Origin of the sequence: Pseudovibrio axinellae, assembly GCF_900110875.1 — a bacterium.
GTDB classification, from domain to species: Bacteria; Pseudomonadota; Alphaproteobacteria; order Rhizobiales; family Stappiaceae; genus Pseudovibrio; species Pseudovibrio axinellae.
In genome coordinates this window covers 150713-173616 of record NZ_FOFM01000006.1, presented here as the reverse complement: position 1 = coordinate 173616, position 22904 = coordinate 150713, and the positions used below count along the sequence as shown (strand labels likewise).

Here is a 22904-nt window from a genome sequence, read left to right as displayed (position 1 = left end):
GGGATTGCACTGGCGAGCAGCACTTAGATGCTCTTTGAGGTGCGGGTTGCATGTTTGTCGCCAAGTGTGAAACGCGTGCAAATTCCGCTACTTAAGCAAGTGCTCCCAACCATATATACCCAACCTGGCTTTGTATTTGCCAAAGGGGTGACATTAAAGGGGAGAGGGCATGCGTGTTCTTAAAGTATTGACCCGGACCACTGTTCTGGGATGTGCCGTATCGATGATTCCTGCCGCTGCACTTGCGGGCGGCTGGTCGACCGAAGGTATTGCAGATTACGGCCTGATGTTTGAAGAAGGGCGTTTCATCGTTGAAGGCCAGGCCACATACGGCGCCCGTAACGTCGATTTCGAAAATGCTGAGACGACAATTGGCGGGGCGCCTCTGAGTGTGTTCGGTGTTGATATCGGAAGCGACAGTGCTGATGATATGGCTCCTGATTTATTCGTTGGATCGGGTTCTGTCAAAATCGGACTGACTGACAACATTGATTTCTTTGCTCGCATTAACGAGCCGTATTTCATCAGTGAACAGCCTGGTTTTGATTGGAATGGCCGCTTTGCCATTGCTGAGACTAATGCCGATTCTCTGGGCTTTGACGCGATGCTGAGCTACAAACACGAAATCTCGAAGGGTAATTTTATCCGCGTGTTTGGTGGTCCACGGGCCCTTACAGTCAACTATGAACAGCTGTCCAGAACTCTATATCCGACAGGTATTCCTGCGCTTCCTTACCTTGAGTTGGATGCTGGTATCGACGTTGAATCTGATCTTGAATACGGATATCGCATTGGTGCTTCTTTCGAAAAGCCTGAGATAGCTCTGCGTGCTATGATTGCTTATGAGTCTGCGATTGATATCGATTTGGATGGTGATTTTGCTGTCTCTTCTAGCGGTGTAGCAGTAACGGGTGCTCCCGCATCGGCCTCTGCGACCCTGCCCCAGTCTCTTGAAGCAAAAATTCAGAGCGGCGTTGCGCCGGGATGGATGGTCTCGCTCGGTGTGAAATGGACTGACTGGAGCGTGCTGGACAAGCTCAGCGTGAACTTGGAGGGCTCTGATGTTCAAATCGTTCGCGACCTTGGCTACTCTGATGGCTGGATTGTTGAAGCTGGTGTTGGCCATCAGCTGACAGAGAAGCTTAGCGTTGGCAGTACTGTGACCTGGGATAAAGGCATTGGTGGTCCTTATTCTGATTACTACGCCTTCGGCCTCGGTGGTTCCTATGACCTGACAGACAATTTGAAGTTCTCACTGGGTGGACGTGCAATTTATAAGACTGCAAGTGAAGGTGTCTATGACATTGCTCGAATAGACAGCAGCACTGGAGCTACTACCCGTACAGTCACAAATTACGACTACGATTCCTCTTGGAACTTTGCGCTTTCTTCAAAGATCCGTCTATCGTTCTAAAGAGCCTTACATACGAAATTTACAGGGCCGGGGATCTCTTTCCTCGGCCTTTTTATTTTGTCTCAGAGGCGATCAGGTGGCATTCGTAGTGGTTGCTTTCGCTGAAACGGATTTCGACGGATGGGTGCTCTAGCTTGTCGTTGACATGGAAGGTGACAGCTTGCGCACCTAAGCTGGCCAAATGTTGCGGGAGGTCGTTGCTAAAAAACTTGTAGCCCGATTGTGTTGGGTTGCGGGTCATTTTAACGGCTTCTCCGCCAATGGCGATTTCTGCAACGGCATAGTTTGATGTACTATCAACTTCATAATCGACAAAAATAGAAGTGCCTCTGAACTCTTCAAAAATGGTTTCACAGTGCTCTGTCATCTGGGGTGAGGCGAGCCCCTTGCTGACTGCTGTGCCATAGTGGGTGATGGGGAGTATGAGTTCCTTTGAGATGAGGACGGCGTGGGCAGGTCCGCTGGCTTCTATCAGCAGAACAGGGCTCAAAACCGCAGCTGTGAGGATGGCGCGGAACGCTGACATTCGGTTGTGCTGAGCGCAGGCTTGCATCTGCCCTATTGTCTTAGTTTAAAAGCTTCAGAGCTTATGAAGCATTTTTCCGCGGGCTTTTCGCCAGCAGCGATAATGTGGATCACATCATCATCGAAGTCGTCCTCCATCGTAAAGATTAAACGCTGATACCCTTTCTCCGCCAATGCTTTAGGTATTTTATCAGAGGCGAAAGAGTAGGTGTCTGGAATGCCGAGCGGGGTAAGGGGGACTTCGGTGTCTTGCACAAACGCAGTGGCTTTGTTTTGGACCGGGCTAATTTCGTATTTGACGAAAACATCTTCGTTCATGCTGGATTTGTACTTGAGCTCACAGGCAGCTACTGTGGCTTCGTCCAATGAGCCATCCTCTTTAAGACCCGTGATATAAGTGAGCTGTACCAGAACTTCACCGCTCACTTGCTTTGGAGAATTCGCGCTTGAAGAAACTGCCAGAAGGAGAGAGGCTGAGAGTGCTGATAGGATGCCAAGTCCAATTTTCTTAGTGTGCATTCTTGTTAGTTCCGCTCGGTCTTATGGGAAGAAAATATGAGTCAGCTGTTTTAAGTTGCTTGTTTGTGCATGTGGCCTAATGAAAGGGTGGTACACCCTTTAACGGAGCGCAGATGAGGCTCGCCCGACACCTTGCGGTAATCTGTGGGCTCTCTCAACCCAATGCAGTGAGGCTGGTTAAAAGAGGGAAACGTGTTCTTTTAAAAATGTGATCTAAAATTAAGAGGATGCTCACCACTGAGTGAGGGAACGAAGTAAGAACATACTTTCTTTTCTATATGACTCACGGCATAGTGTGCCCATGAGCAAGCGACCTATAAAATCCTCCAAGTCTTCTTCTTTGACCGAACCTGACGAGACCACTTCCGGGTTTGGCGAAGCTCCGCAACCGTCTTTATCTGGCAGTCCGCTTCCCGGTTCTGTTTCGGACTGGGCAGAACACATTGCAGAGGAGGACCTGTCGAGGCTGAAGGTTGCTAAGGAAGCTGAGGCGGCTGATGGCGGCAAGGCCGAGCCTAAGAAAAAAGTTGCAGCAAAGACAGTAAGCAAAAAGCCAGCCAGCAAAGCGAAGAAAACGCCCGCAAAGTCTGCACGCGGCACATCGATGGGGGCAACAAGTGATCCGCGAGAGCGAGCCAAAGGTGGTTTGAACCCGGTTGCAGGGCTCGATATCTCACTGGAAGATGCCGAAAAGCTGCTCGACACCCATGTGAAGGACACCAAGAAGAAGCGCAAAAAGGCTAAGGAAGACCCTTTCACTGGAGCAACAGCGACTGTACAGGCGCTGGCCCGGCTGATTGAACAAGGACGGTCTGATGAGTCTGGCGAAGATGCCTGGGTTCCACATCGCCCTGAACGTCCGTCAAAGTCTGAAGGCGGTGTTCCTATTGAGCTTCAATCGGAATTCGACCCAAAGGGTGATCAGCCCACCGCGATTGCCGATTTGAAGTCTGGCCTTGAGGACGGCGATAAAACGCAGGTTCTGCTTGGGGTGACGGGTTCAGGCAAGACTTTCTCTATGGCGCAAATTATAGCTCAAACACAACGTCCGGCGCTGATCCTTGCTCCCAACAAAACGCTGGCGGCGCAGTTGTACGGGGAGTTCAAATCGTTCTTTCCAAACAATGCTGTAGAGTATTTCGTCTCCTACTATGATTACTACCAGCCCGAAGCCTATGTGCCGCGCACTGATACGTTCATTGAAAAGGAAAGCTCGGTCAACGAACAGATTGACCGTATGCGACACTCTGCAACCCGTTCTTTGCTTGAGCGTGATGATGTAATCATTGTTGCCTCCGTTTCCTGTATCTACGGTATCGGGTCGGTCGAAACCTACACGGCAATGACCTTTCAGCTGGAGGTGGGCGAGAAGATTGAGCAGCGTCAGTTGCTGGCTGATTTGGTGGCTCTGCAATACAAGCGCAACGATGTTGCGTTCCAGCGTGGTACGTTCCGTGTTCGCGGCGATACGATAGAAGTGTTTCCGGCTCACTACGAAGACCGGGCGTGGCGTATTTCGCTTTGGGGCGATGAGATTGAAAACATCACCGAGTTTGATCCACTGACTGGTAAAAAATCCGGTGAGTTGAAATTGGTGAAGATCTACGCGAACTCACACTATGTGACGCCAAAGCCGACGCTGAATCAAGCGATCAAGTCCATTAAGACGGAGTTGAAGCACCGTCTTGAGGAGCTGAACAACCATGGGCGTTTGCTGGAAGCGCAGCGGCTGGACCAACGCTGTACGTTTGACCTGGAGATGATGGAAGCCACCGGTTCGTGCGCAAGTATCGAAAACTACTCGCGTTACCTGACGGGAAGAGCACCGGGTGAACCGCCGCCAACTCTGTTTGAATACCTGCCAGATAATGCGTTGGTCTTCATTGATGAGAGCCATGTGACGGTGCCGCAGATTGGCGCGATGTACCGAGGTGATTTTCGGCGTAAGGCAACGCTGGCGGAATATGGTTTCCGGCTGCCATCTTGTATGGACAACCGTCCTTTGCGGTTTGAAGAGTGGGACGCGATGCGTCCGCAAACTGTTGCCGTCTCGGCTACGCCGGGCAGTTGGGAGATGGATGAAAGCGGCGGTGTGTTTGCTGAACAGGTTATTCGTCCAACCGGCCTGACAGACCCAGATATCGAGATCCGCCCGGCAAAGACGCAGGTTGATGACTTGCTGGGTGAAGTGCGTGAGAAGGCAGCAGCTGGGTATCGTACGCTGGTTACCACGTTGACCAAGCGCATGGCAGAGGACCTGACTGAGTACCTGCATGAAAACGGGGTCCGGGTGCGGTACATGCACTCTGATATTGATACTCTGGAGCGCATTGAGATCCTGCGTGATTTGCGCCTTGGTGCGTTTGATGTGTTGATCGGGATTAACTTGCTGCGTGAGGGACTGGACATTCCTGAATGTGCGCTGGTTGCAATTCTGGATGCGGATAAGGAGGGCTTCTTGCGCTCTGAAACCTCGCTGATCCAGACGATTGGCCGTGCAGCGCGTAATGTGGATGGCAAGGTTATCTTGTATGCGGACCGGATCACAGGCTCCATGGAGCGTGCGATTGCAGAGACCAACCGTCGCCGTGCCAAGCAGGAAGCGTATAACGAAGAGCATGGCATTACACCTGAAAGTGTGAAGCGCTCCATTGGTGATATTCTGGAGAGTGTTTACGAACAGGACCACGTTTCTGTTGATGCTGGCTTTGCAGATGAAGGGGCCACGATTGGTCATAATCTAAAAGGCCACATTGAGGACCTTGAAAAACAGATGCGCGAAGCTGCGGCAGATCTTGAGTTTGAGACGGCGGCGCGCTTGCGCGATGAGGTCAAGCGTTTGCAGGAAACTGAGCTGGCGATCTCAGCGGACCCGTTGGCGCGGCAAGCTTCCGTTGAGCAGCAGACTGGCGGTTTTGGCGGGAAGAAGAAGTATGGCTCTGCTGGCAACCTGCCCAAGGCTGAGGCAGATAAGGCCGATGCTGGCAGTAAGGTGCATAAGCCACGACTGGGTGAAATGGGGCCGGGGACCGACTTGCCGACGCCCGCTGGGGCAAGCACTGAGAAGAAGGCGCGCCGGACAACGTCAAGCCGAAGTACTGGAGGGCGTCCGGGTACACGGACTTACCGAAAGAAGAACTAGGGCAGGCTTAATTGATGCTCGTTGAACCTTGGTTCGGCGAGCATTTGTTTTATATCGCCAGTGTTGCTCCAATCTGCGCAAGATTTTAGCGTTAGAGCTAAACGTTACCTAAAGGCCATCGCTTACCTTACACTCGCCTTTCAAAAAGGCTGATGTAATTGTGAGGAAAAACACATGGCCCCAGCGTCAATTGGACTCTCAAAACAGGCACGAGAACAGACTGCCAAGCATTTGAACAATCTGCTCGCGGATGAGTTTGTGTTATTGATGAAAACGTGGAGCTGTCACTGGAATCTCAAAGGCCCCAACTTCATTAGCCTGCATGAGCTGTTGGATGAGCAGTATCATGCGCTTGTTGATTTTGTTGATGATATCGCTGAGCGTGTTCGGGCGCTTGATTGCATAGCCTTGAGATCTCTGCATGATTGCCACGAGCATACACGGCTTAAAGAATTGCCTTCCGAAGGTGCTCTTCCAGATGAAATGGGTATGATTGCCGGTTTGTTGGATGATCATGAAACCATTATTCGGGAGCTGCGAACCAGTCATGACAATGTTGAAGAATACGAGCATGATGTGGGGAGTGTTAGTTTAATGGAAGACCTCATTATCAAACACGAAAAGATGGCTTGGTTCCTTAGAGCTCACCTTGAAAAATAGTGCTTCTGGCTTCTTGGAAACGCGTGATGGTGATGCCTACAGATTGACCGGCTAAGAGGCGTGCTCTTTCGCGCTGGCCTGCTTCGGATAAATCGTATAATTCTATGCAACGGTCTGAGTGTGTGCTGATAGCAGTCTCATTTGATCCGCTATTGTCGAATTTGTAGTAGGTGATTGGTATATATGGTAAAACACATTGTTTGGGACTGGAACGGGACGCTGTTGGATGACTTTGAAATCACGGCGCAATATGGCGTAGATTACTTTGCAAAGGCAGGTTTGAGCGGTGTGAGTTTCGACGATGTCCGGCAACATCATACGCGTCCCTTTGCTAATTACATCAAGGCTTTGTTGGGCCGTGATCCGACTGATACTGAGCTAGCTGATTTTCACAGTGGGTTTGGCAAGGTCTATGAGCCAGCAATGTATGATCTGCCGCTGGCAGCGGATGCGTTAGATGCTCTTGAGGTCATAAGCGGGGCAGGAAACAGCCAGTCGATTTTATCTATGGCACCGCATCAGGAGCTGGTCTCTCTGGTTCGCCACAATGGCATTTATGAGCGCTTTACGCGTGTTGATGGCGCACAGGACCAGAAAAAACACTTTAAAATTGATGCACTCCAAACGCATTGTGATGCGCTGGGTGTTGAGCCTGCCAATGTATGTCTGATTGGAGACAGCATTGATGATTTTGATGCTGCAAATGGTCTCGGGGCTTTTTCGGTTCTGGTTTCAACTGGCATGTACGCCCACGAGCGTTTGGCTGCAACAGGTGCTCCTGTTGCCACAAACCTTGTTGGCGCGGTTGCAGAAGCGTTGAAGTAGGTCAATGACGTTCCGACAGCCTTTCCTGGGTATGGTTTTTCTTTTTACGAGCTCGCTGCGTTAAATCAATGTAGTGAGCTCTTTCACGGCGCATATTGATAATAATTCCTAATTGCAAGAAAGCCGTGTTGCCATGAAAAGAATTTTGCCAGCGCTTCTTGTGAGTGCGCTCATGATGGGGGGCGCTCTTGCTGAAGAGATGAAGGTATTTACTGTTGATCAGGTGACGGATGCCAGTGCGTCTACGCCCGCTCACATGTTCCGCTTTGAACCTGATTTGTTGCAGGTGCCGTTAGGCGCGACAGTGTTGTTTGATAATTTTGATGGAGACCACACGGCTATCTCAGTCAAAAAAATGGCTCCGGACGGTGGCCCAACATTTAATTTTGGTAAACTGGATAAAGATCGTAGCGTGACCTTTGATACCCCCGGAATTTATGGCGTAACCTGCGGTTTGCATGGTCGCTTTGGCATGGCGATGCTGATTAAAGTTGGCGATGGCCCTGCGGATCTCACTGGGGCTAGAGCCGTGGTTCCTGGAGGGCGCAAAGGCGCTAAACTCTCGCAGTTGCTGGATCAGCTTGAGGCAAACTAGTTTTTGAGCGCAGGAAAAAAGGGCAGCTTAAGAGCTGCCTTTTTTGTGTTTTCGGGGTGCTGTTTCGTTACTGGGGAACTTTTTTTCGCCATGCGTTGATAAAATGAGGCCCCACTTCCACAAGAAGGATGCTTGCGAAGATCAGCATACAGCCCAGCAGGCCTGTTCCAGAAAGCCTCTCTCCAAGGAAGAATGCAGCTGCCAGCGCAGCAAACAGCGCTTCAGAAGACAACATGATGGCGGCGTCTGACGGCGCGGTCCATTGTTGCGCGAAGGCTTGAATCGTAAAGGCGACACCTCCGGAAAGGGCGCCTGCGAAGAAGATTTCAAACCATGCATCCTGAATGGCCTGCAACGTGTAGGTTTCGTAAAAGAACGAGATGATTACGGTGGTGACACCGATAAAGGTGAACTGCATGGCTGCAATTGTTATGGGTCGGCCTGAGCTTATCGCTGCTTTGCCCATGTAAATTACCTGAAACGACCAGAAAACGGCGCAGATCAACATGAGTGCGTCGCCCATGTTGAGTGCGGTTAAACCGCCGCCAAGCATGTAGATGCCTGCCAGAGTTAGCAGGCTTGCAGGCCAGACCAGAAAGTGAGGTTGTCCCTTAAAGAAAACCCTCACCAGCATTGGCGTCAGGATAACGTAGACCGCGGTGAGAAAGCCTGCGTTGGTGACGGAGGTGATCAGGATGCCCAGTTGCTGAAGCACTGTGCCGATTGTAAAGCAAACGCACACAATCAAGATCATAGGCCAGTGGGCCTTTTGGATCTTTTTCGTTGAGTGAATGCGTCGCTCTCGCAGTGCAAAGGGGAAAACGACGATTGCGGCCAGCAAAAAGCGCAGGCCCGTAAACTGCAAGGGGCCAAGGCTCTCCATTGCAGTCGATTGCGTTACAAATGCCATGCCCCATATGAAGCCGGCCATGAGAAGTAGAATGTTTGCAGATGCCCTAGTCATCCCACTGCTGTACTTCAAGCATATGTGGTCTGCAAGCGGGCTGTCAGCGGATTCGTTGAATTTGTCTCAACGTGTTTTTGAGCTTCCAAGCAATGTCAAAAAACAAAGCTGACCATGAGCAATATGGCCGCGAAGATTGCAATGACGGTGGCTGCAACAGGCCATGGTGACTGGACATGGTCTGCGTGTTCTTTGCGGTGGTATTCGCCTGACGAAGTTCTCATTGTGTCCCCCTGTGACACCCGTCAGTTGTTTCCCTGACTAGGGGTCGAATAACGCGGATAAGATCAAGTGAAGCAGATATATATTACTGGATTTTAGTGTGGTCGAGATACCACAGGTTGTTCGTGAGCATATCACTCAATTGTAAAACTGCTAGGACCCATATTTTTTTATAGGTTCAGTGCCTCAAGCCCAGCTTCCAGGTAGTCTGGCAAAAGAGGTAATCCCAGCAGGTATGATGCAACGGGTGAGGTTGCACGTTCTCGCGCTTCGGACAAGGCTACATGAAAGTCGGCCCGTTCGAAATCTCCACGCCCGATCCATGTGATGGCAACCAGCTCTGTTGCTTCGTCCACGTTGAGGTCGTCGATGATTTCTTTGAGCTCGGCGGCGGAGAAGTCGTCATGCTCTTCTTCTGCAAGTCCATCATGTTGGTGCGCGTTTTCCAACTTGTCGGAGTCAAAAGAGAGGTCACCTTCATGGCCGTCTTCATACGTGTCTGGCAGACTTTCTGAGACGGCGCGTGATTTTTGAACAATCATGCGAACAGTTTCTGCTGATAGTGCTAATTCTACGGCCATCTTCCGTCCCCGCTTTTTGCTGTAATAGAACGTTACTCCTGATCTGATTTGTTCTGCAAGTGGAAGTTAGGGCACATCTGCCTGCATTCCTTGATGCTTCTGAGAGAGTATGGCGGACGGATGGGTTATAGGTGGTTTAAGGGCCAGAAAAGAAACGGGAAATTGGTTAAACGGCCGTTAGACGGGTATTAGAATTTTCCCTAAGTAAGGCTACTTATGGTGCCCTGTTAGTTCTTTATGGTTAAAAAAAACAGTACATACCGCAGCGGCAGGGGTTGTTTGTGCGCCGCATCTGCGAGTAGCATTTGATTCAATGGAAAACCAATAATGACTTCCTAGAGAATTTATGGTGCTGGCGGACCTGAGTGCTCGGTGCTGACAGGGAAATTGTGCTCTGTCAGCACAACTTACTTATGCCGCAGAGGCTCATGCCTTGAAGGCGTAGACTTTCGAGAGCACGAAATTGAAAATCATCGAGACCAGAGTTGCCAGGATCACTGCCAGATAGGCGGAGAAACCATCCAAAAAGCCTATGAGCGCACTGTAGGTGCTGTAGTTGATGACAGCGCCGACGCTGTTCACGGCGACAAAGCGCAGGTATTCACTGAGTCGGCTTCCCTCAGACTTGAAGGTAAAGAGCCTGTTCCAGACCCAATTGTTTGTCATCGCAACCCAGATGGACAAGACGCGCCCAATAAATGGGTCCAGACCAACAATTTGTATAAGGACGGCAAGCGCGAGCAGGTCTACGAACAGGCCAGAAACGCCGACTAATCCGAAACGGATGAACTGGTTATTCAGAAGGCGGCGAATGACGTAATTCATGATTGTGATGGGGTGCCTGAATGAAGTTGCCCAAAGGTTTTGCCTGGATTTGAGCTGATCAAAAGTTGCTTGGGTGATTAGCGGGAAACGGCGGGGAAAACAAGAGACCTTACGTCACAAGTACTCCTGTTTGCGCATCTAACATTTTTTGGGGAGTAATATTTGAAATATTCTGCAGACTCCGACGAAATATAAGCAGGCTAAAAACTGTGTTTACCCTTGCCATTCAATGGGGAGAAGCTTAGGGTCCACCCGCTAAATTTTGCGCATTCCGCAGTGTTTCCATGGAGGGCAGTATGGGCTTTATCGCAGACGCACTTTCACGTGTAAAACCTTCTGCAACAATCGCAGTGACCAACAAGGCCCGTGAACTCAAGGCAGCAGGCCGTGATGTAATTGGACTTGGGGCTGGTGAGCCGGATTTCGATACACCAGACAACATCAAAGAAGCTGCAATCGCAGCGATTAACAGTGGCAAAACCAAATATACTGCTGTTGATGGTACGCCAGAGCTGAAGCAGGCAATCAGTGCTAAGTTTCTGCGCGACAATGGTTTGAAGTATGACGTAAGCCAGATTACCGTTGGTACTGGCGGCAAACAGGTGCTGTACAATGCGCTTGTTGCGACGATCAATCCAGGTGATGAAGTCCTGATTCCAACACCTTACTGGGTTTCATACCCGGATATGGTTCTGCTGGCTGGCGGTGAGCCTGTCACGATCGATGCGGATAAGAAGACCTTCAAGATTACGCCGGAAGCGCTGGAAGCTGCGATCACGCCTAAAACGAAGTGGCTGATTTTCAACTCGCCTTCAAACCCTTCAGGTGCTGGTTACACGCGTGACGAGCTGAAGGCTTTGACTGACGTCTTGTTGAAGCATCCGCATGTGTGGATCATGTCTGACGACATGTATGAGCACCTTATCTATGATGACTTTGAGTTCACCACTCCTGCACAGATTGAGCCAGCGCTTTATGAGCGTACGCTGACTGTGAATGGTGTTTCCAAAGCTTACTCCATGACAGGCTGGCGTATTGGTTATGCTGGTGGCCCGGCTCACCTGATCAAAGCGATGGCTAAAATCCAGTCTCAGTCCACGTCCAACCCATGCTCCATTTCTCAGGCAGCAGCTGTTGAAGCCCTGAACGGGACACAGGACTTTATTCCAGTGAACAATAAGGTCTTCCAGGACCGGCGTGATCTGGTTGTTTCCATGCTCAATCAGGCCTCTGGGCTTGAGTGTCCGCTTCCAGAGGGAGCGTTTTACGTGTTCCCATCCTGTGCTGGTGCCATTGGTAAGACAGCGCCGTCGGGCAAGGTGATTGAGACAGATCTGGACTTTGCAGGCGAGCTTTTGGAAACCGAAGGTGTTGCAGTTGTGCCGGGTTCTGCGTTTGGCCTTGGTCCAAACTTCCGCGTTTCTTACGCGACTTCAAACGAGGCTCTGCTCGAGGCTTGTACCCGTATTCAGCGTTTCTGCGGAAACCTGCGATAATCAGTTTAAAGCATTGGTGTCAGGAGCTTTTCTGGCATCTTGCATTAAATGCAAAAAAGGCGCTGCATGTTGCAGCGCCTTTTTTATATGCATTCCTGCCCGAAGTTTGAAAAACTTCATGGAAGGGTCAACTGCTTAATCTGGGAGGAGGGCGTCCAGAATGTAGCTGTTGTTGACGAAAGTGCTGCGACTTTCTTCAACCAACGTTTGGGCATCAGCAAAGGAGAAGCGCACGCCTGCCATGATGGAGGCGTTTTCAAGTTTCTCTGAGCGCAAGTCTGCAAACATTGTCATGCCGTTGGCGACGTCGCTGTCAGGCTTGAACTCCATACCCATTGCATAGATATGACTGTCGCGCAGATAGCGGTAGCCCGCGTAAAAACGTGCGTTTTCACTGGCGAAGTAAGAGGCCGTTGCCCCGCCCATGACAGAACCTGTATCGTCAATCATCTGAACGCCGATCAGACCGTCAACGGACAGGTTTTCAAAGTTCATTTGTGCTTCAGCACCAAGGTAGCCAACAGAGCCCGCGCTGCCGTTGATTTGTGCTGCAGACCCTACGATACCGAAGTAGTTAAAGTCCTGCGTGCGGAAACCCATGCGGCCAGTGCCAGCATAGAAACCGTAGTCTCTGGTTCCGCCCATGGCCACATCAAATTGAGACGCAAAGCCCGGACCTTGCCCGAAAGCGGCTGTGCCGCCCAATAGCCCCAGCATCTTACCTTCGAGAGCGCCGAAAGCAGTGGTAATGCGGGTGTTAACAGAGGCTGCTTGCGTGATCGCTGGAAGAGCGGCAATGGCTACTGCACCGGTTACGCTAAACAAGAGTGTCTTATATTTGGAGCGCATCGCTGATTCTCCGTACTTATTTTTCTGAGTGGACCCTTTCGCGTTTTATTTAAAACATTGTTTTGAAATGTCCCGAAATGGGACAAATAATTAGGCTTAATATCTATGGTTAATAAAGGGTTTCTAACCTTTAGGTAAATTTTAATGGCTTTACGCCTGATGGTTGTATTGAGCTATCCATCTCAATTTAAAAGCATTTTTAAATCAAGAGTCGAATATATTAATAAAGGCTTAGGGTTAATTACTCGGTGTGAAGGGGCTGTTCGAAGTGCCTACTTGAACGGATATGGTGAAAATCTGAAATGCAATTTCCTCGGGCTACTAATCGGTAAAAATGACAAGTGAAAGAAGCCGGGTGTTCACTTTGATCCGAGCAAAGCTTTGACAGTCTGCGTGGTTTGGTCTCCCATTGCTTAAAGACATGACTGTCAGAGCATTGGAGAACAACAATGAAAACGTGCCTTGCTTTTGCAGCTGTTGCTGTACTTTGTTTCAGCAGTTCTGCCTTCAGCGCCGATACGTCTAAAGCGACGGCGACGGAAACTCAAAGTGATCGGCCAAAACTCGAAATTGGAACGCTTAGGTGTGAATTGGGGGAAGGTACAAACTTTGTTGTCGGCTCCACTCACAAACTGGGCTGTCTGTTCAAATCAACAAATGGCAAACGTGTCGAAGCTTATACGGGCACGATCAAGAGTTATGGGATTGATATTGGGCCAGTGACCTCAGGCACGTTGGTCTGGGGCGTTTTCGCTCCAGCTGTGGACTTAAAACTAGGCTCACTGTCAGGCACATATGCCGGCGTATCTGCTGGCATCGCGCTGGGTGCCGGTGTGCAGGCCAACGCGTTGATCGGGGGCCTTAACAAGTCCATTGCGTTGCAGCCATTCAGCCTTCAGGGGCAAACTGGTGTGAACCTAACGGCCGGCGTGACCGGACTAACGCTTGTGCAGCGGTGACCCTTAAATGTTAGGGGGGTCGTGAATCCTAACCCGCTGATGCTTATAAGTTGCACCGGTTCATATTGTGCGGCGGACTGTCACGTCTCAGTCCGCTCGTATTTTGGTGCTTGCATATCACAGTGGTTCCGCGCGACCATACTTATCCGGATTCAAGTATTTATCTGGAAGGCGCGTGTGATTTTGCGCCGCCCGCGGCGCAAACGCCCGTGCCTGCTTCCCAAACCCAAACAGGGAGTATGGATCATGGGAGACAAGCATGTCGGAGTTGCCGGAGGCAGGGTTAGCAGCCCTCGTTCGGTTGCCATTATTGGGCCTTTCGCAAGTGGCAAGACCACATTGCTGGAAGCTCTTTTAGCGCGAACGGGGGCTATTGGGCGACAGGGGAGTGTAGACGCCAAAAGCTCACTGGGTGATAGCAGTGACGAAGCGCGCGACCACGCAATGAGCGTTGAAGCGAATATCGCGACCTGCACCTATAAAGGCGAGAACTTTACATTTATTGACTGCCCAGGATCCGTAGAATTTCTGCATGAAGGCAACAGCGCCTTAAATGGGGTCGACATTGCTGTTGTTGTTGCAGAGCCTGATGAAAAGAAGACAGCAGCTCTTCAACTTATTCTCAAAGCTTTGGAACAGCGAAATATTCCGCATGTTCTCTTCCTCAACAAAATTGATAAGGCTACCGGTAGTGTGCGGGCGATGCTTCAGGCATTGCAGCCAGCCTCGAGCGTTCCAATGGTGCTGCGTCAGATTCCGATCTGGGAGAATGGCACTGCGACAGGTTATATCGACCTGGCGCTGGAGCGAGCCTTTGTCTATCAGGAAGGGAAACCAAGCAAAACCATCGAAGTTCCAGATGATGAGCGTGCCCGAGAGGTAGAAGCTCGCTATGCGATGATGGAAATGCTGGCTGACCATGATGATGTTTTGATGGAGCAGCTGCTTGAGGACGAGGCGCCTGAAAACGACATTATTTTCGGTGACCTGGTGCAGGAAATGCGGCGCGGCGAAATCTGCCCTGTGTTTATTGGAAGTGCGATTAAAGGAAATGGTATCCGCCGCTTGCTTAAATGCTTGCGCCACGATGCACCCGATATTGTTGATACGCGAAAACGGCTTGGTTTGAAGGAAACCGACGCAGTGGTTCAGGTGCTGAAGACCTATCAGACATCGCATGGCGGCAAGCTCTCGGTAGCCCGCTTGTTTGGTGGTTCGCTGAAGGAAGGTGCGCTGCTCTATGATAGTCAGGGGCAAGAGTACCGTCCCTCTGGACTTGCGCAGATGCAGGGCTTGCAGCCCAAGAAGGTTACTGAAGCTGTTGCCGGAGACCTTGTGGCGCTTGGTAAACTGGATGGCATTGAAACCGGCATGACATTGTGTGTCGGAGCCAAGCCACCCAAGTTATTGTTCGTGCCTTCCAGCCCGGACCCTGTTCTTTCCAAGGGGATTTCGGCAACGGAGCGTAAGGATGAGGTCCGGCTTTCTACAGCTCTTGCTAAGTTGGTAGATGAGGACCCGTCACTCACGGTTACGCAGGTGCAAAGCACTGGTGAGACCGTTCTTGATGGGCAGGGAGAAATGCACTTGCGTGTGGCTCTTGAAAGGTTGACGGGGCGTTACGGCCTTGCGGTTAACAGCTTTGAGCCTCGCATCCCTTATAAGGAAACTATTCGTGGCTCCACCGAGCTGCGTGGTCGCCACAAAAAGCAAAGTGGTGGTCATGGTCAGTTTGGTGACGTGGTGCTTTCGATTCAACCAGTGCCGCGCGGAGAGGGCCATAGCTTCAATGATACGATCACCGGTGGTGTCGTGCCCAAGCAGTACATTCCATCCGTTCGTGAAGGTGTGAAGGAAGCGCTTGAAAAGGGACCGTTGGGCTTCCCCGTGGTGGATGTGGGGGTGACGCTCAAGGACGGTTCATATCATGCTGTCGACAGCTCTGATCAGGCTTTCCGTATGGCTGGTATTCTTGCAATGAAAGATGGATTGAAGGAGTGTAAACCGGTTTTACTAGAACCAGTCGACAAGGTCGTGGTTGCTTGTCCGTCAGAAACGACAGCGCGGATCAACGCCATTGTTTCTGGTCGCCGTGGTCAAATTCTAGGATTTGATGCGCGTGCAGATTGGGATGGCTGGGATGAAGTGGAAGCGATGATCCCAGAGAGCGAGCTGAGTGACCTTATTGTGGAGCTGCGTTCTGCAACAGCTGGTGTGGCGACGTTCTCTCGAAACTTCGACCATCTCGCCGAACTTTCCGGCAAGGCCGCAGACAAGGTGATTGAGAGTGCAACCGTACTTGCCTAAACGTTCACTGTGAGACAGAAAAAGAACCCGGGGCAACGCTCCGGGTTCTTCTTTGTTGGTACAACGTTTTTGGGTAGGGACGTGTGCTGGTGTGAGGCTAGAAAAGCCCGCCGTTTCAACGGTCTTCGAATAGAGCAGGCTCAGCGAGGTTTGTTGACACGGGCAACTTCGTTTTCAATTTGAGTAACCGCAACGCCCACTCCATCTTCGTTTTTTAAGTGTTGGGCAAGCGTGTGTGCATTTTGTTTCAGCAATGGATCGGTGACAGCAACTTGAATTGAGTTTGCCAGTCGCTCAGCCGTCAATGCTTTGCGCGGCACTGGCGTCGCGCCGACGCCAAGAGCAACGCTCTTTTGAGCCCAGAAGGGTTGATCTCCGAAAAATGGACAAAGAACGCAAGGGACTCCGGCACGAAACCCCTGCGCCGTGGTTCCCATGCCTCCGTGATGGACCACTGCTGCCATTTTGGGGAACAGCCACTCATGTGGGACATCTTTAATTGTCAGGATATTGTCGGAGTCGACTGTTTGGAAACCTGCCCAACCAGCAGAGATGACCCCTCGAACCTTAGCTTTTTGCAGTGCCTGTACGACCGTGGCTTGCAACGCTTGTGGGTTGGCTACTGTCATGCTGCCAAAGCCGATGTAAACGGGCGCCGGCCCAGCCTGCAGGAAGCGGGTTAGATTTGCAGGTGGCTTATAGCTTTCGTCAGACTTCAAGCTCCAGTAACCGCTCATTATCGCAGTATTTGGCCAGTCTTTTGGCTGTGGAGTTACCCATGGGCTGATCGCGTGTAGGGTTTTTATTGGAGTTAGAGTTGGGGGAAAAAGGACCTCGCTGCGGCGCTGAATTGGGGCAAGTTTAAGCGTTTGCGTGCGAAAGTGATTGGTGGACTTACGAAAGCCCGAGTATGAGAGTTTTATGAGCTCGTATCCCAGCCTGTTGTAACCGGGGAGAGGTAAGTTCGGTAGCCCCGCTGCTGGGAATTCGCTTGTTGGCACGATCATTGGCTGCAATAGCCCCATCACTGCCGGCAGTTTGAGTGCCTCTGCGATATGAGGCGCAGCTATCATTTTGGGGTGGTAAACAATTAGGTCGGGCGTGACGGCTTGTGCTGCATGCCATGCATCAATGTTGAGCGCGCTGTTCAAAGGCCCGGACTTGCGCGCCAGCCGAGCGCCTGCTGCAATTCGCTTAAAGAATCCAGATGAGCCTTCGATCGCTGCTTTGCCGTCTGGCGTGTCGATCAAGTCAATCGTGTCGTTGGACAGAGGCTGGAATGCCAGGTTAAATTCCTTGATCCAATCACCATACTTGGCCGCGGTGCTGATTGTAACTTCATGGCCACGCGCCGCGAGCCCGCATGCCAGAGCGATGAATGGTTCGACGTCTCCGCGTGAGCCGTAGGTAAAGATGAGAATTTTTGCATATTGCGACATGCCTGCAATTATAGGTTAATCGCGCTGATGCTCCAGACCTAATTGAACTGTGCCTGTGCCTGTGCCTGTGACCTTTGCGTTGAGTTGGTGCGCACAAAATAGCGCTCGTTGCTCAATCTAGTGTCTTGATGTTGCATCCTATTGGTTGCGATGTGATCCTAGGTGTCAGCCTTTCATCCCTAATGCTGCTCCATTTTAGGGGGCAGATCACGAGATGTATCACGCGGGGTTTACTTGCAGTTTATGGATATTCTCAGTTAACTCAGGGGCAAGATCGAAGGATACACTGGGTTCTTAGCCTGCTGGGAGATGACAGAATGAACGTTATTCATAGGCCTGAATGGATTATACCGGAAAGAGAGGCGACACCTGAAGGTGTATTCTTCAACCGGCGCAGGTTTATGAAAGGGCTAGGTGCCGTTGGTCTGGGACTGGCTGCTGGTGGCCCGGCTTTGATGGGCAATGCCTTTGCGCAGGATGGGCCGGACCCAACACTTGGCCTTTATCCAGCCAAACGCAACGAGGCCTTTACTCTTAAGCGAGCAATTACGCCGGAAAGTGTGACCTCTGTTTACAACAATTTCTATGAGTTTGGATCCCACAAACGTATTTCCCGTGCTGCTCAGGCTTTGAAGATCCGCCCGTGGGCGATCACCATTGATGGGATGGTGGATAACCCCCAGACCATTGATTTTGACGATTTGATCAAGAAGATGTCGCTTCAGGAACGGTTGTACCGTCACCGCTGTGTGGAAGCTTGGGCGATGGCTGTGCCATGGACCGGATTTCCGCTTTCTGAACTGGTGAAGTATGCCGGACCGAAGAATGGTGCCAAATACGTTCGTTTTGAAACCTTTGAAGATCCTGATGTTGCCAGTGGACAGAAGCAGTTCTGGTATCCATGGCCATATGTTGAAGGCGTGAGCATGGCTGAGGCGATGAATGACCTGGCCTTCGTTGCAACAGGGATCTACGGCAAGCCATTGCTGAAGCAATACGGCGCACCCATTCGCCTTGTGCTGCCGTGGAAATATGGCTTTAAGTCCATCAAATCCATTGTGAAGATCACCTTCACGGATCAGCGCCCTGTTGGATTTTGGGAAAAGATTGGTGCAAGTGAATACGGGTTCTGGGCGAATGTGAACCCGGAGGTGCCGCATCCGCGTTGGTCTCAGGCCACCGAGCGCTTGCTTGGAACCAATGAACGCGTTCCAACACAGCTTTATAACGGTTATGGGGCGCAAGTAGCGCAGCTTTACACCAACATGGATGGTCAGAACCTATTCAGGTAACCGCTCATCTCCAGGCCTGTGAGGCCTGCTGAGGGGGCATCTTCGTGTGTACGACACGAGGGACCCCTTGGGGCCGATGCGGGCAGGGACTTGTGAAACCCTCAAGAATGCTTAGCTGAATTCAATGACTGTAGATTTAGGCAGTGTTGAACAGGCGGGATAACCTTCAATCCACTGTGGAAAACCGATCACCGACCTTTCCTCGTCAAAAGCTGAAGAGGGAAACGGCCACGCCTATTTGGCTGGAATGTGCAGCGTGATTTGCATCCCTAAATGTTCTGCATCGTCAGCTTGATTTACGGCGTGAGATATTTCGCCATAAATTGCGAAAAGTGCGCAGACAATGAGTGTGCAGATCGCTTTTCTCAGGTCATTCACATCCAATACCTCGGATATCTGACAATGTTTATGATTCGATAAGTAAACGACCGAGAGGGCTTTGTAATTTCGTTGATTGATGATGGTCAAAAATGATTATTTGAAGAATTACCCATGATATTTGTAGTTAATTTTAGTCTATTTTGCAGGAACTGCTGATTTTGGGGTTTTGGAAATACGTCAATTCTGATGGGTTTTCTCATGCCTACTGGAAACAATAGCCTGATGAATCCGCATTCTTGGAGGTGGGGTTGTCACCGTCTCAATTTGCGTTTGCTGAAAATTTGGGCTTTCCCCGTTTTATTATGTGCAGCAAGATTTCGCTGTGTTGGACCGTCCTGATGTGATGTCGTGCCAACATCTTACGAGTTGCTTCGAAGTCGTTGAATAAGCTCAAAATTCTGCGTTTCTGATAGCGTGAACGCATCGTGTTTCTTCGAAGATAAAAGCTGGTTATGTCAGGGAGACGCTGGGTCACATCAGGTGTGAGGCCAAAAAAAAACCGGACCAAGCGGTCCGGTTTAAAAGTGATGAATGATAAAGCACCTAATGGGTGCAATAACCTTCCAGAGGGGAACAGTTGACTGAGTGTTGAAGTCACTGGGAGGAGAGGTGTGACTGCAACTGATCAACAGTTACTGTATATATGCAGTGCAATGCCAAAACAGCAATCCTCATTTTTTGCATTGCAGCTATGCATTTGTGCGATAGCCGAGGCGTTTCGGAGTTTCATTGCTGGATTTGACAATTATCGGAAAGATAACTCTGCGTAAGATCTTGTCAATTTGGGGTGGGACGCGGAAAACTCGCTCTCAACGGGGTCGAGAGCGCGTGTAAAGGAGCATAAGTCTCTGATATTTTGCGGTGCAAAACTCTAAGTGTTTCGGCGCAGCAGTGTTCCGACCAAATCAGTCCTTGCTGATATTAGTGCGTCCAACGTTCAGCGTAGGAAACAAGGAAGTCCCGGAAGGCTGTTACACGGGCTGTATTCTTAAGCTCTGACGGATAGGCAAAGTAGGTGTCAAAGCTGGGCAGCTCTTCTTGTGTCACCGACATGACGCGTTTGATACCTGCACCTGATTCAACCATATAGTCTGGCAAAATGGCAATGCCGACGCCGGTCTGGACTGCTTTCTTGATGCCTGACAGGTTATTAACGCGCAATGAAACGTCGCGCCGTTCTCCATTCGGCAAACCAGCTGTGGCAAGCCAGTTCATCGCCCTTAGATAGGAAGCCATGCTTTCGCCAATGGTGATGAGGCGATGATGGTCCAGGTCATCAATAGTGCTTGGGCTTCCATAGCGCTCGATGTATTTGGGTGACGCATACACGTGGAAGTGCACTGTAAAGAGTTTGCGCTGTATCAGGTCGGGCTGTGTTGGTTGGCGCAGGCGGATTGCTACATCTGCTTCACGCATTCCAAGGTCGAGCTCATCATCCTTACAGATGATATCCAGGCGCATGTCTGGATACAGGTCTACAAATTCGTTGACGCGAGCTGTAAGCCAAGTGGAGCCAAGGCCCACAGTCGTGGTCACGCGCAACGTGCCACTCGGCTTTTCTTTCGTGTCGGTCAGACGCGACTGGACTGTTTCCAGCTTCAACAGAACTTCACGGGCGGTTCTGTAGAGAAGCTCGCCCTGTTCTGTGGGAATTAACCCGCGTGCGTGCCGATGGAAGAGGGGGACACCCAACTCTGCTTCAAGGGCGCTGACCTGCCGACTGACAGCCGACTGGCTCATGTTGAGGGCCTCACCAGCGTGGGTAAAGCTGCCTGCCTGTACTGCTGCATGGAAAATTCGCAGCTTATCCCAATCTAAAGAGCGTCCCGGCATTTGCTTTACCCCAATCTTCCCGGTTTTTATTCTGCTGCTTCAGCCGTTGTTTCATTAGCTGCCAGGTAGCGTTCTGCTTCCAGTGCAGCCATGCAGCCCATTCCTGCTGCGGTAACAGCCTGACGGTACTGCTCATCAGTTACGTCGCCTGCTGCATATACACCTTCAATAGAAGTCTGCGTTGAATCAGCTTCTGTCCAGATGTAACCGGATGGCTTCATTTTCACTTGATCTTTTACAAGGTCAACTGCTGGTGCGTGACCAATTGCAATGAACACACCGTCTGTTGCGTGTTCGGAGGTTTCACCTGTCTTCCGGTTCTTCAGACGGATGCCAGTTACAACGGCAGGACTTTCGGTGCCAAGGATTTCTTCAACCTGACTGTCCCAGATTACGTCGATCTTTTCGTTCTTGAACAGGCGTTCTTGAAGAATCTTTTCAGAGCGCAGGGTGTCGCGGCGATGAACAAGGGTTACTTTGCTTGCAAGGTTGGCAAGGTAGAGTGCTTCTTCAACAGCTGTGTTGCCGCCGCCAATGACGAACACTTCTTTGCCACGGTAGAAGAAACCGTCACACGTTGCACATGCGGAGACGCCACCGGCCTGATACTTTTCTTCGGAAGGAAGGCCAAGCCATTTTGCTTGGGCACCGGTCGCGATCACGAGCGAATCTGCGGTGTAAATTGTGCCGCTGTCGCCCTTCAGTTCGAATGGGCGCTTGGACAGGTCAGCTTCCAAAATCGTATCATAGTCGATCTTGGTTCCCACGTTTTCTGCCTGCTTGCGCATTTCTTCCACGAGCCAAGGGCCCTGAATAGGATCGGCGAAACCTGGGTAGTTCTCAACATCAGTGGTGATGGTTAGCTGGCCACCTGTCTGCACACCTGTGACCAGGAGCGGTTCTAGCATTGCACGCGCACCGTAAATAGCGGCGGTATAGCCAGCAGGGCCGGATCCTACGATCAAGAGTTTGGTGTGCTTAACAGTCATTTCTTCAGAACCTCAAAATTTCATGCGCTGTTGGATAGTACCAATGCTGTGTTAGGGAGGGGTTCTATCCGTTCATATGCTTTTGTTCAATCGCTTTGGATATGGCATTTGCAATATCCGGTGTAGCGTCAATGGGTTCATAAGTAGTCGCTGACAGCTCTGCGGGGAAGGGATGAAGTACTCCCAAATCCTGCATTTTGGATAAAAAGAAATCAAACTTCCGGTTAGTGCCAGACGGGCGGAAGCCATAGATGGGTTTGCCTGTGGCTGCCGCTTCTCCCACCATGTTGGTGGAGTCTGTTGTAACCACAATGATTTCTGCGTTTGCCAAGTACTGGATGATGGGGTTTTCACCTTGCCCACTCCAGAAGAGGTTGCCCTTCGAATTGCCCAGATCACGCAGCTTGTTTGCTAGCTCGTGCGGGGTTCTGCGTGAACACGTGATCATGAGAGAATGGGTGTGAGCCAGCTCATTAAGGGCGGTAAGAAGCGTGTTGATATTTTCGGGGGTGAATGTGTGGTGCTGTGAATTACCGCCTATCAGTACTGCCGCCCGCTGTTTTGGCAGGGCAGTAATCTGCGGAAAGGGGTTTTTGCGCGCATCTTGCAGTTTTTGAGCTGAGAAGCGGTGCGGAGAGGTCAGCGTTGTAAGGATGTTTTCGCCAGAAATGCCATCATGTTCTGGTGCCCATACGAAATCAGCAAATTTACTGTTGATTTTGGGGTCCTTCAGGAAAACAGTAAAGGTCTTGCCCTTGGAAAGTCGCTTTAGTGCGCGTAAGTAGGGCACCGCTCTGCGCCCCGAAGCTATCGCCACTGTGGGATACGGGGGGGCAAGCGGGCTTTCTGGCTTTTTTGCTGCATCTTTGGGATCGATTGGTCCCCAAGGCATTGCGTAGGCAAAAAGCTTGCGGGGGGCAACTATCCGAATTTCGTAGGGCATGCCTAAGGCGTTAGCAACACCAATGCATTGTGTTACATCTCCGATTTTGCCATCTGTTAAAACCCACAGGTTTTGCGACATTTTGTTCCCCCATCTTTCGGGAAGTGTCTGCAAAATGCTATCTGTTGATATAGTCTGTCGCAA

At 50.8% G+C, this 22904-nt stretch carries 20 protein-coding genes; 9 read left to right on the top strand and 11 right to left on the bottom strand.

Annotation, left to right across the window (positions count from 1 at the left end):
- The first annotated feature begins 169 nt into the window (after positions 1 to 169).
- Complete coding sequence (locus BMZ51_RS14455) at positions 170 to 1414, top strand: OmpP1/FadL family transporter (protein ID WP_068002670.1); 1245 nt, start codon at positions 170 to 172, stop codon at positions 1412 to 1414.
- A 52-nt stretch (positions 1415 to 1466) separates the two neighbouring features.
- Here BMZ51_RS14455 and BMZ51_RS14450 read toward each other — a convergent pair whose 3' ends face one another.
- The gene (locus tag BMZ51_RS14450) at positions 1467 to 1940 is read right to left on the bottom strand and encodes a hypothetical protein (RefSeq protein WP_068002667.1); all 474 of its coding nucleotides are present in this window, start codon (positions 1938 to 1940) and stop codon (positions 1467 to 1469) included.
- A 32-nt stretch (positions 1941 to 1972) separates the two neighbouring features.
- The gene (locus BMZ51_RS14445) at positions 1973 to 2458 is read right to left on the bottom strand and encodes a hypothetical protein (protein ID WP_068002664.1); all 486 of its coding nucleotides are present in this window, start codon (positions 2456 to 2458) and stop codon (positions 1973 to 1975) included.
- Between the two features lie 316 nt (positions 2459 to 2774).
- Here BMZ51_RS14445 and uvrB point away from each other — a divergent pair, with 316 nt between their 5' ends.
- The 4 genes from uvrB (at position 2775) to BMZ51_RS14425 (ending at position 7680) form a co-directional block, all read left to right on the top strand.
- The gene (gene uvrB / locus BMZ51_RS14440; RefSeq protein ID WP_420848459.1) at positions 2775 to 5600 is read left to right on the top strand and encodes an excinuclease ABC subunit UvrB; all 2826 of its coding nucleotides are present in this window, start codon (positions 2775 to 2777) and stop codon (positions 5598 to 5600) included.
- 174 nt (positions 5601 to 5774) lie between these two features.
- Positions 5775 to 6260, top strand: coding sequence for a Dps family protein (locus BMZ51_RS14435; protein ID WP_068002658.1), 486 nt, complete (start codon positions 5775 to 5777; stop codon positions 6258 to 6260).
- Positions 6261 to 6443: 183 nt separating this feature from the next.
- Entirely contained in the window at positions 6444 to 7085 is a 642-nt protein-coding gene (locus tag BMZ51_RS14430) for an HAD family hydrolase (protein ID WP_068002655.1), read from the top strand.
- A gap of 133 nt (positions 7086 to 7218) precedes the next feature.
- A complete protein-coding gene (locus BMZ51_RS14425) occupies positions 7219 to 7680 on the top strand; it encodes a plastocyanin/azurin family copper-binding protein (RefSeq protein ID WP_208979487.1) in 462 nt (153 codons plus the stop codon).
- Between the two features lie 67 nt (positions 7681 to 7747).
- Here BMZ51_RS14425 and BMZ51_RS14420 read toward each other — a convergent pair whose 3' ends face one another.
- The 4 genes from BMZ51_RS14420 to BMZ51_RS14410 all read right to left on the bottom strand — a co-directional run bounded on the left by BMZ51_RS14420 (position 7748) and on the right by BMZ51_RS14410 (position 10272).
- The gene (locus BMZ51_RS14420; protein ID WP_074882114.1) at positions 7748 to 8644 is read right to left on the bottom strand and encodes a DMT family transporter; all 897 of its coding nucleotides are present in this window, start codon (positions 8642 to 8644) and stop codon (positions 7748 to 7750) included.
- 95 nt (positions 8645 to 8739) lie between these two features.
- Positions 8740 to 8868, bottom strand: a complete 129-nt coding sequence (locus tag BMZ51_RS24625) for a hypothetical protein (RefSeq protein ID WP_275078198.1) — start codon at positions 8866 to 8868, stop codon at positions 8740 to 8742.
- Positions 8869 to 9036: 168 nt separating this feature from the next.
- On the bottom strand, positions 9037 to 9447 hold the full coding sequence (locus BMZ51_RS14415; protein WP_068002649.1) for a DUF3775 domain-containing protein: 411 nt from the start codon (positions 9445 to 9447) through the stop codon (positions 9037 to 9039).
- 426 nt (positions 9448 to 9873) lie between these two features.
- Positions 9874 to 10272: a GtrA family protein gene (locus BMZ51_RS14410; RefSeq protein ID WP_068002646.1), complete on the bottom strand. Its 399-nt coding sequence runs from the start codon at positions 10270 to 10272 to the stop codon at positions 9874 to 9876.
- A gap of 296 nt (positions 10273 to 10568) precedes the next feature.
- Here BMZ51_RS14410 and BMZ51_RS14405 point away from each other — a divergent pair, with 296 nt between their 5' ends.
- Positions 10569 to 11768 carry a pyridoxal phosphate-dependent aminotransferase gene (locus tag BMZ51_RS14405; RefSeq protein WP_068002643.1) on the top strand — a complete coding sequence of 400 codons (1200 nt, stop codon included), beginning with the start codon at positions 10569 to 10571 and terminating at the stop codon, positions 11766 to 11768.
- Positions 11769 to 11903: 135 nt separating this feature from the next.
- Here BMZ51_RS14405 and BMZ51_RS14400 read toward each other — a convergent pair whose 3' ends face one another.
- Positions 11904 to 12617, bottom strand: coding sequence for a hypothetical protein (locus BMZ51_RS14400; RefSeq protein WP_068002640.1), 714 nt, complete (start codon positions 12615 to 12617; stop codon positions 11904 to 11906).
- A 449-nt stretch (positions 12618 to 13066) separates the two neighbouring features.
- Here BMZ51_RS14400 and BMZ51_RS14395 point away from each other — a divergent pair, with 449 nt between their 5' ends.
- Positions 13067 to 13576 (top strand): DUF992 domain-containing protein, encoded by a 510-nt coding sequence (locus tag BMZ51_RS14395; RefSeq protein WP_068002637.1) that lies wholly within the window; start codon positions 13067 to 13069, stop codon positions 13574 to 13576.
- Positions 13577 to 13822: 246 nt separating this feature from the next.
- Positions 13823 to 15883 carry an elongation factor G gene (locus BMZ51_RS14390; RefSeq protein ID WP_068002633.1) on the top strand — a complete coding sequence of 687 codons (2061 nt, stop codon included), beginning with the start codon at positions 13823 to 13825 and terminating at the stop codon, positions 15881 to 15883.
- A gap of 140 nt (positions 15884 to 16023) precedes the next feature.
- Here the strand turns inward: BMZ51_RS14390 and BMZ51_RS14385 are convergent, their stop codons facing one another.
- Positions 16024 to 17322, bottom strand: coding sequence for a glycosyltransferase (locus tag BMZ51_RS14385; protein WP_068002631.1), 1299 nt, complete (start codon positions 17320 to 17322; stop codon positions 16024 to 16026).
- A gap of 317 nt (positions 17323 to 17639) precedes the next feature.
- On the opposite strand from BMZ51_RS14385, the gene msrP reads away from it, so the two are divergent.
- Positions 17640 to 18614: a protein-methionine-sulfoxide reductase catalytic subunit MsrP gene (gene msrP, locus BMZ51_RS14380; protein WP_068002628.1), complete on the top strand. Its 975-nt coding sequence runs from the start codon at positions 17640 to 17642 to the stop codon at positions 18612 to 18614.
- A gap of 1302 nt (positions 18615 to 19916) precedes the next feature.
- On the opposite strand, the gene BMZ51_RS14375 is transcribed toward msrP, so the two are convergent.
- The 3 genes from BMZ51_RS14375 to BMZ51_RS14365 all read right to left on the bottom strand — a co-directional run bounded on the left by BMZ51_RS14375 (position 19917) and on the right by BMZ51_RS14365 (position 22841).
- Positions 19917 to 20828 carry a LysR family transcriptional regulator gene (locus BMZ51_RS14375; RefSeq protein WP_068002626.1) on the bottom strand — a complete coding sequence of 304 codons (912 nt, stop codon included), beginning with the start codon at positions 20826 to 20828 and terminating at the stop codon, positions 19917 to 19919.
- A 26-nt stretch (positions 20829 to 20854) separates the two neighbouring features.
- The gene (gene trxB, locus BMZ51_RS14370) at positions 20855 to 21817 is read right to left on the bottom strand and encodes a thioredoxin-disulfide reductase (protein ID WP_068002624.1); all 963 of its coding nucleotides are present in this window, start codon (positions 21815 to 21817) and stop codon (positions 20855 to 20857) included.
- Between the two features lie 64 nt (positions 21818 to 21881).
- A complete protein-coding gene (locus BMZ51_RS14365) occupies positions 21882 to 22841 on the bottom strand; it encodes a mitochondrial fission ELM1 family protein (RefSeq protein WP_068002621.1) in 960 nt (319 codons plus the stop codon).
- Between the last annotated feature and the right edge of the window lie 63 nt (positions 22842 to 22904).

Coding starts and splice junctions, on each gene's coding strand:
- BMZ51_RS14455 (WP_068002670.1), top strand. CDS start 170: ATGCGTGTTCTTAAAGTATTGACCCGGACCACTGTTCTGGGATGTGCC.
- BMZ51_RS14450 (WP_068002667.1), bottom strand. CDS start 1,940: ATGTCAGCGTTCCGCGCCATCCTCACAGCTGCGGTTTTGAGCCCTGTT.
- BMZ51_RS14445 (WP_068002664.1), bottom strand. CDS start 2,458: ATGCACACTAAGAAAATTGGACTTGGCATCCTATCAGCACTCTCAGCC.
- BMZ51_RS14435 (WP_068002658.1), top strand. CDS start 5,775: ATGGCCCCAGCGTCAATTGGACTCTCAAAACAGGCACGAGAACAGACT.
- BMZ51_RS14430 (WP_068002655.1), top strand. CDS start 6,444: ATGGTAAAACACATTGTTTGGGACTGGAACGGGACGCTGTTGGATGAC.
- BMZ51_RS14425 (WP_208979487.1), top strand. CDS start 7,219: ATGAAAAGAATTTTGCCAGCGCTTCTTGTGAGTGCGCTCATGATGGGG.
- BMZ51_RS14420 (WP_074882114.1), bottom strand. CDS start 8,644: ATGACTAGGGCATCTGCAAACATTCTACTTCTCATGGCCGGCTTCATA.
- BMZ51_RS24625 (WP_275078198.1), bottom strand. CDS start 8,868: ATGAGAACTTCGTCAGGCGAATACCACCGCAAAGAACACGCAGACCAT.
- BMZ51_RS14415 (WP_068002649.1), bottom strand. CDS start 9,447: ATGGCCGTAGAATTAGCACTATCAGCAGAAACTGTTCGCATGATTGTT.
- BMZ51_RS14410 (WP_068002646.1), bottom strand. CDS start 10,272: ATGAATTACGTCATTCGCCGCCTTCTGAATAACCAGTTCATCCGTTTC.
- BMZ51_RS14405 (WP_068002643.1), top strand. CDS start 10,569: ATGGGCTTTATCGCAGACGCACTTTCACGTGTAAAACCTTCTGCAACA.
- BMZ51_RS14400 (WP_068002640.1), bottom strand. CDS start 12,617: ATGCGCTCCAAATATAAGACACTCTTGTTTAGCGTAACCGGTGCAGTA.
- BMZ51_RS14395 (WP_068002637.1), top strand. CDS start 13,067: ATGAAAACGTGCCTTGCTTTTGCAGCTGTTGCTGTACTTTGTTTCAGC.
- BMZ51_RS14390 (WP_068002633.1), top strand. CDS start 13,823: ATGGGAGACAAGCATGTCGGAGTTGCCGGAGGCAGGGTTAGCAGCCCT.
- BMZ51_RS14385 (WP_068002631.1), bottom strand. CDS start 17,322: ATGTCGCAATATGCAAAAATTCTCATCTTTACCTACGGCTCACGCGGA.
- msrP (WP_068002628.1), top strand. CDS start 17,640: ATGAACGTTATTCATAGGCCTGAATGGATTATACCGGAAAGAGAGGCG.
- BMZ51_RS14375 (WP_068002626.1), bottom strand. CDS start 20,828: ATGCCGGGACGCTCTTTAGATTGGGATAAGCTGCGAATTTTCCATGCA.
- trxB (WP_068002624.1), bottom strand. CDS start 21,817: ATGACTGTTAAGCACACCAAACTCTTGATCGTAGGATCCGGCCCTGCT.
- BMZ51_RS14365 (WP_068002621.1), bottom strand. CDS start 22,841: ATGTCGCAAAACCTGTGGGTTTTAACAGATGGCAAAATCGGAGATGTA.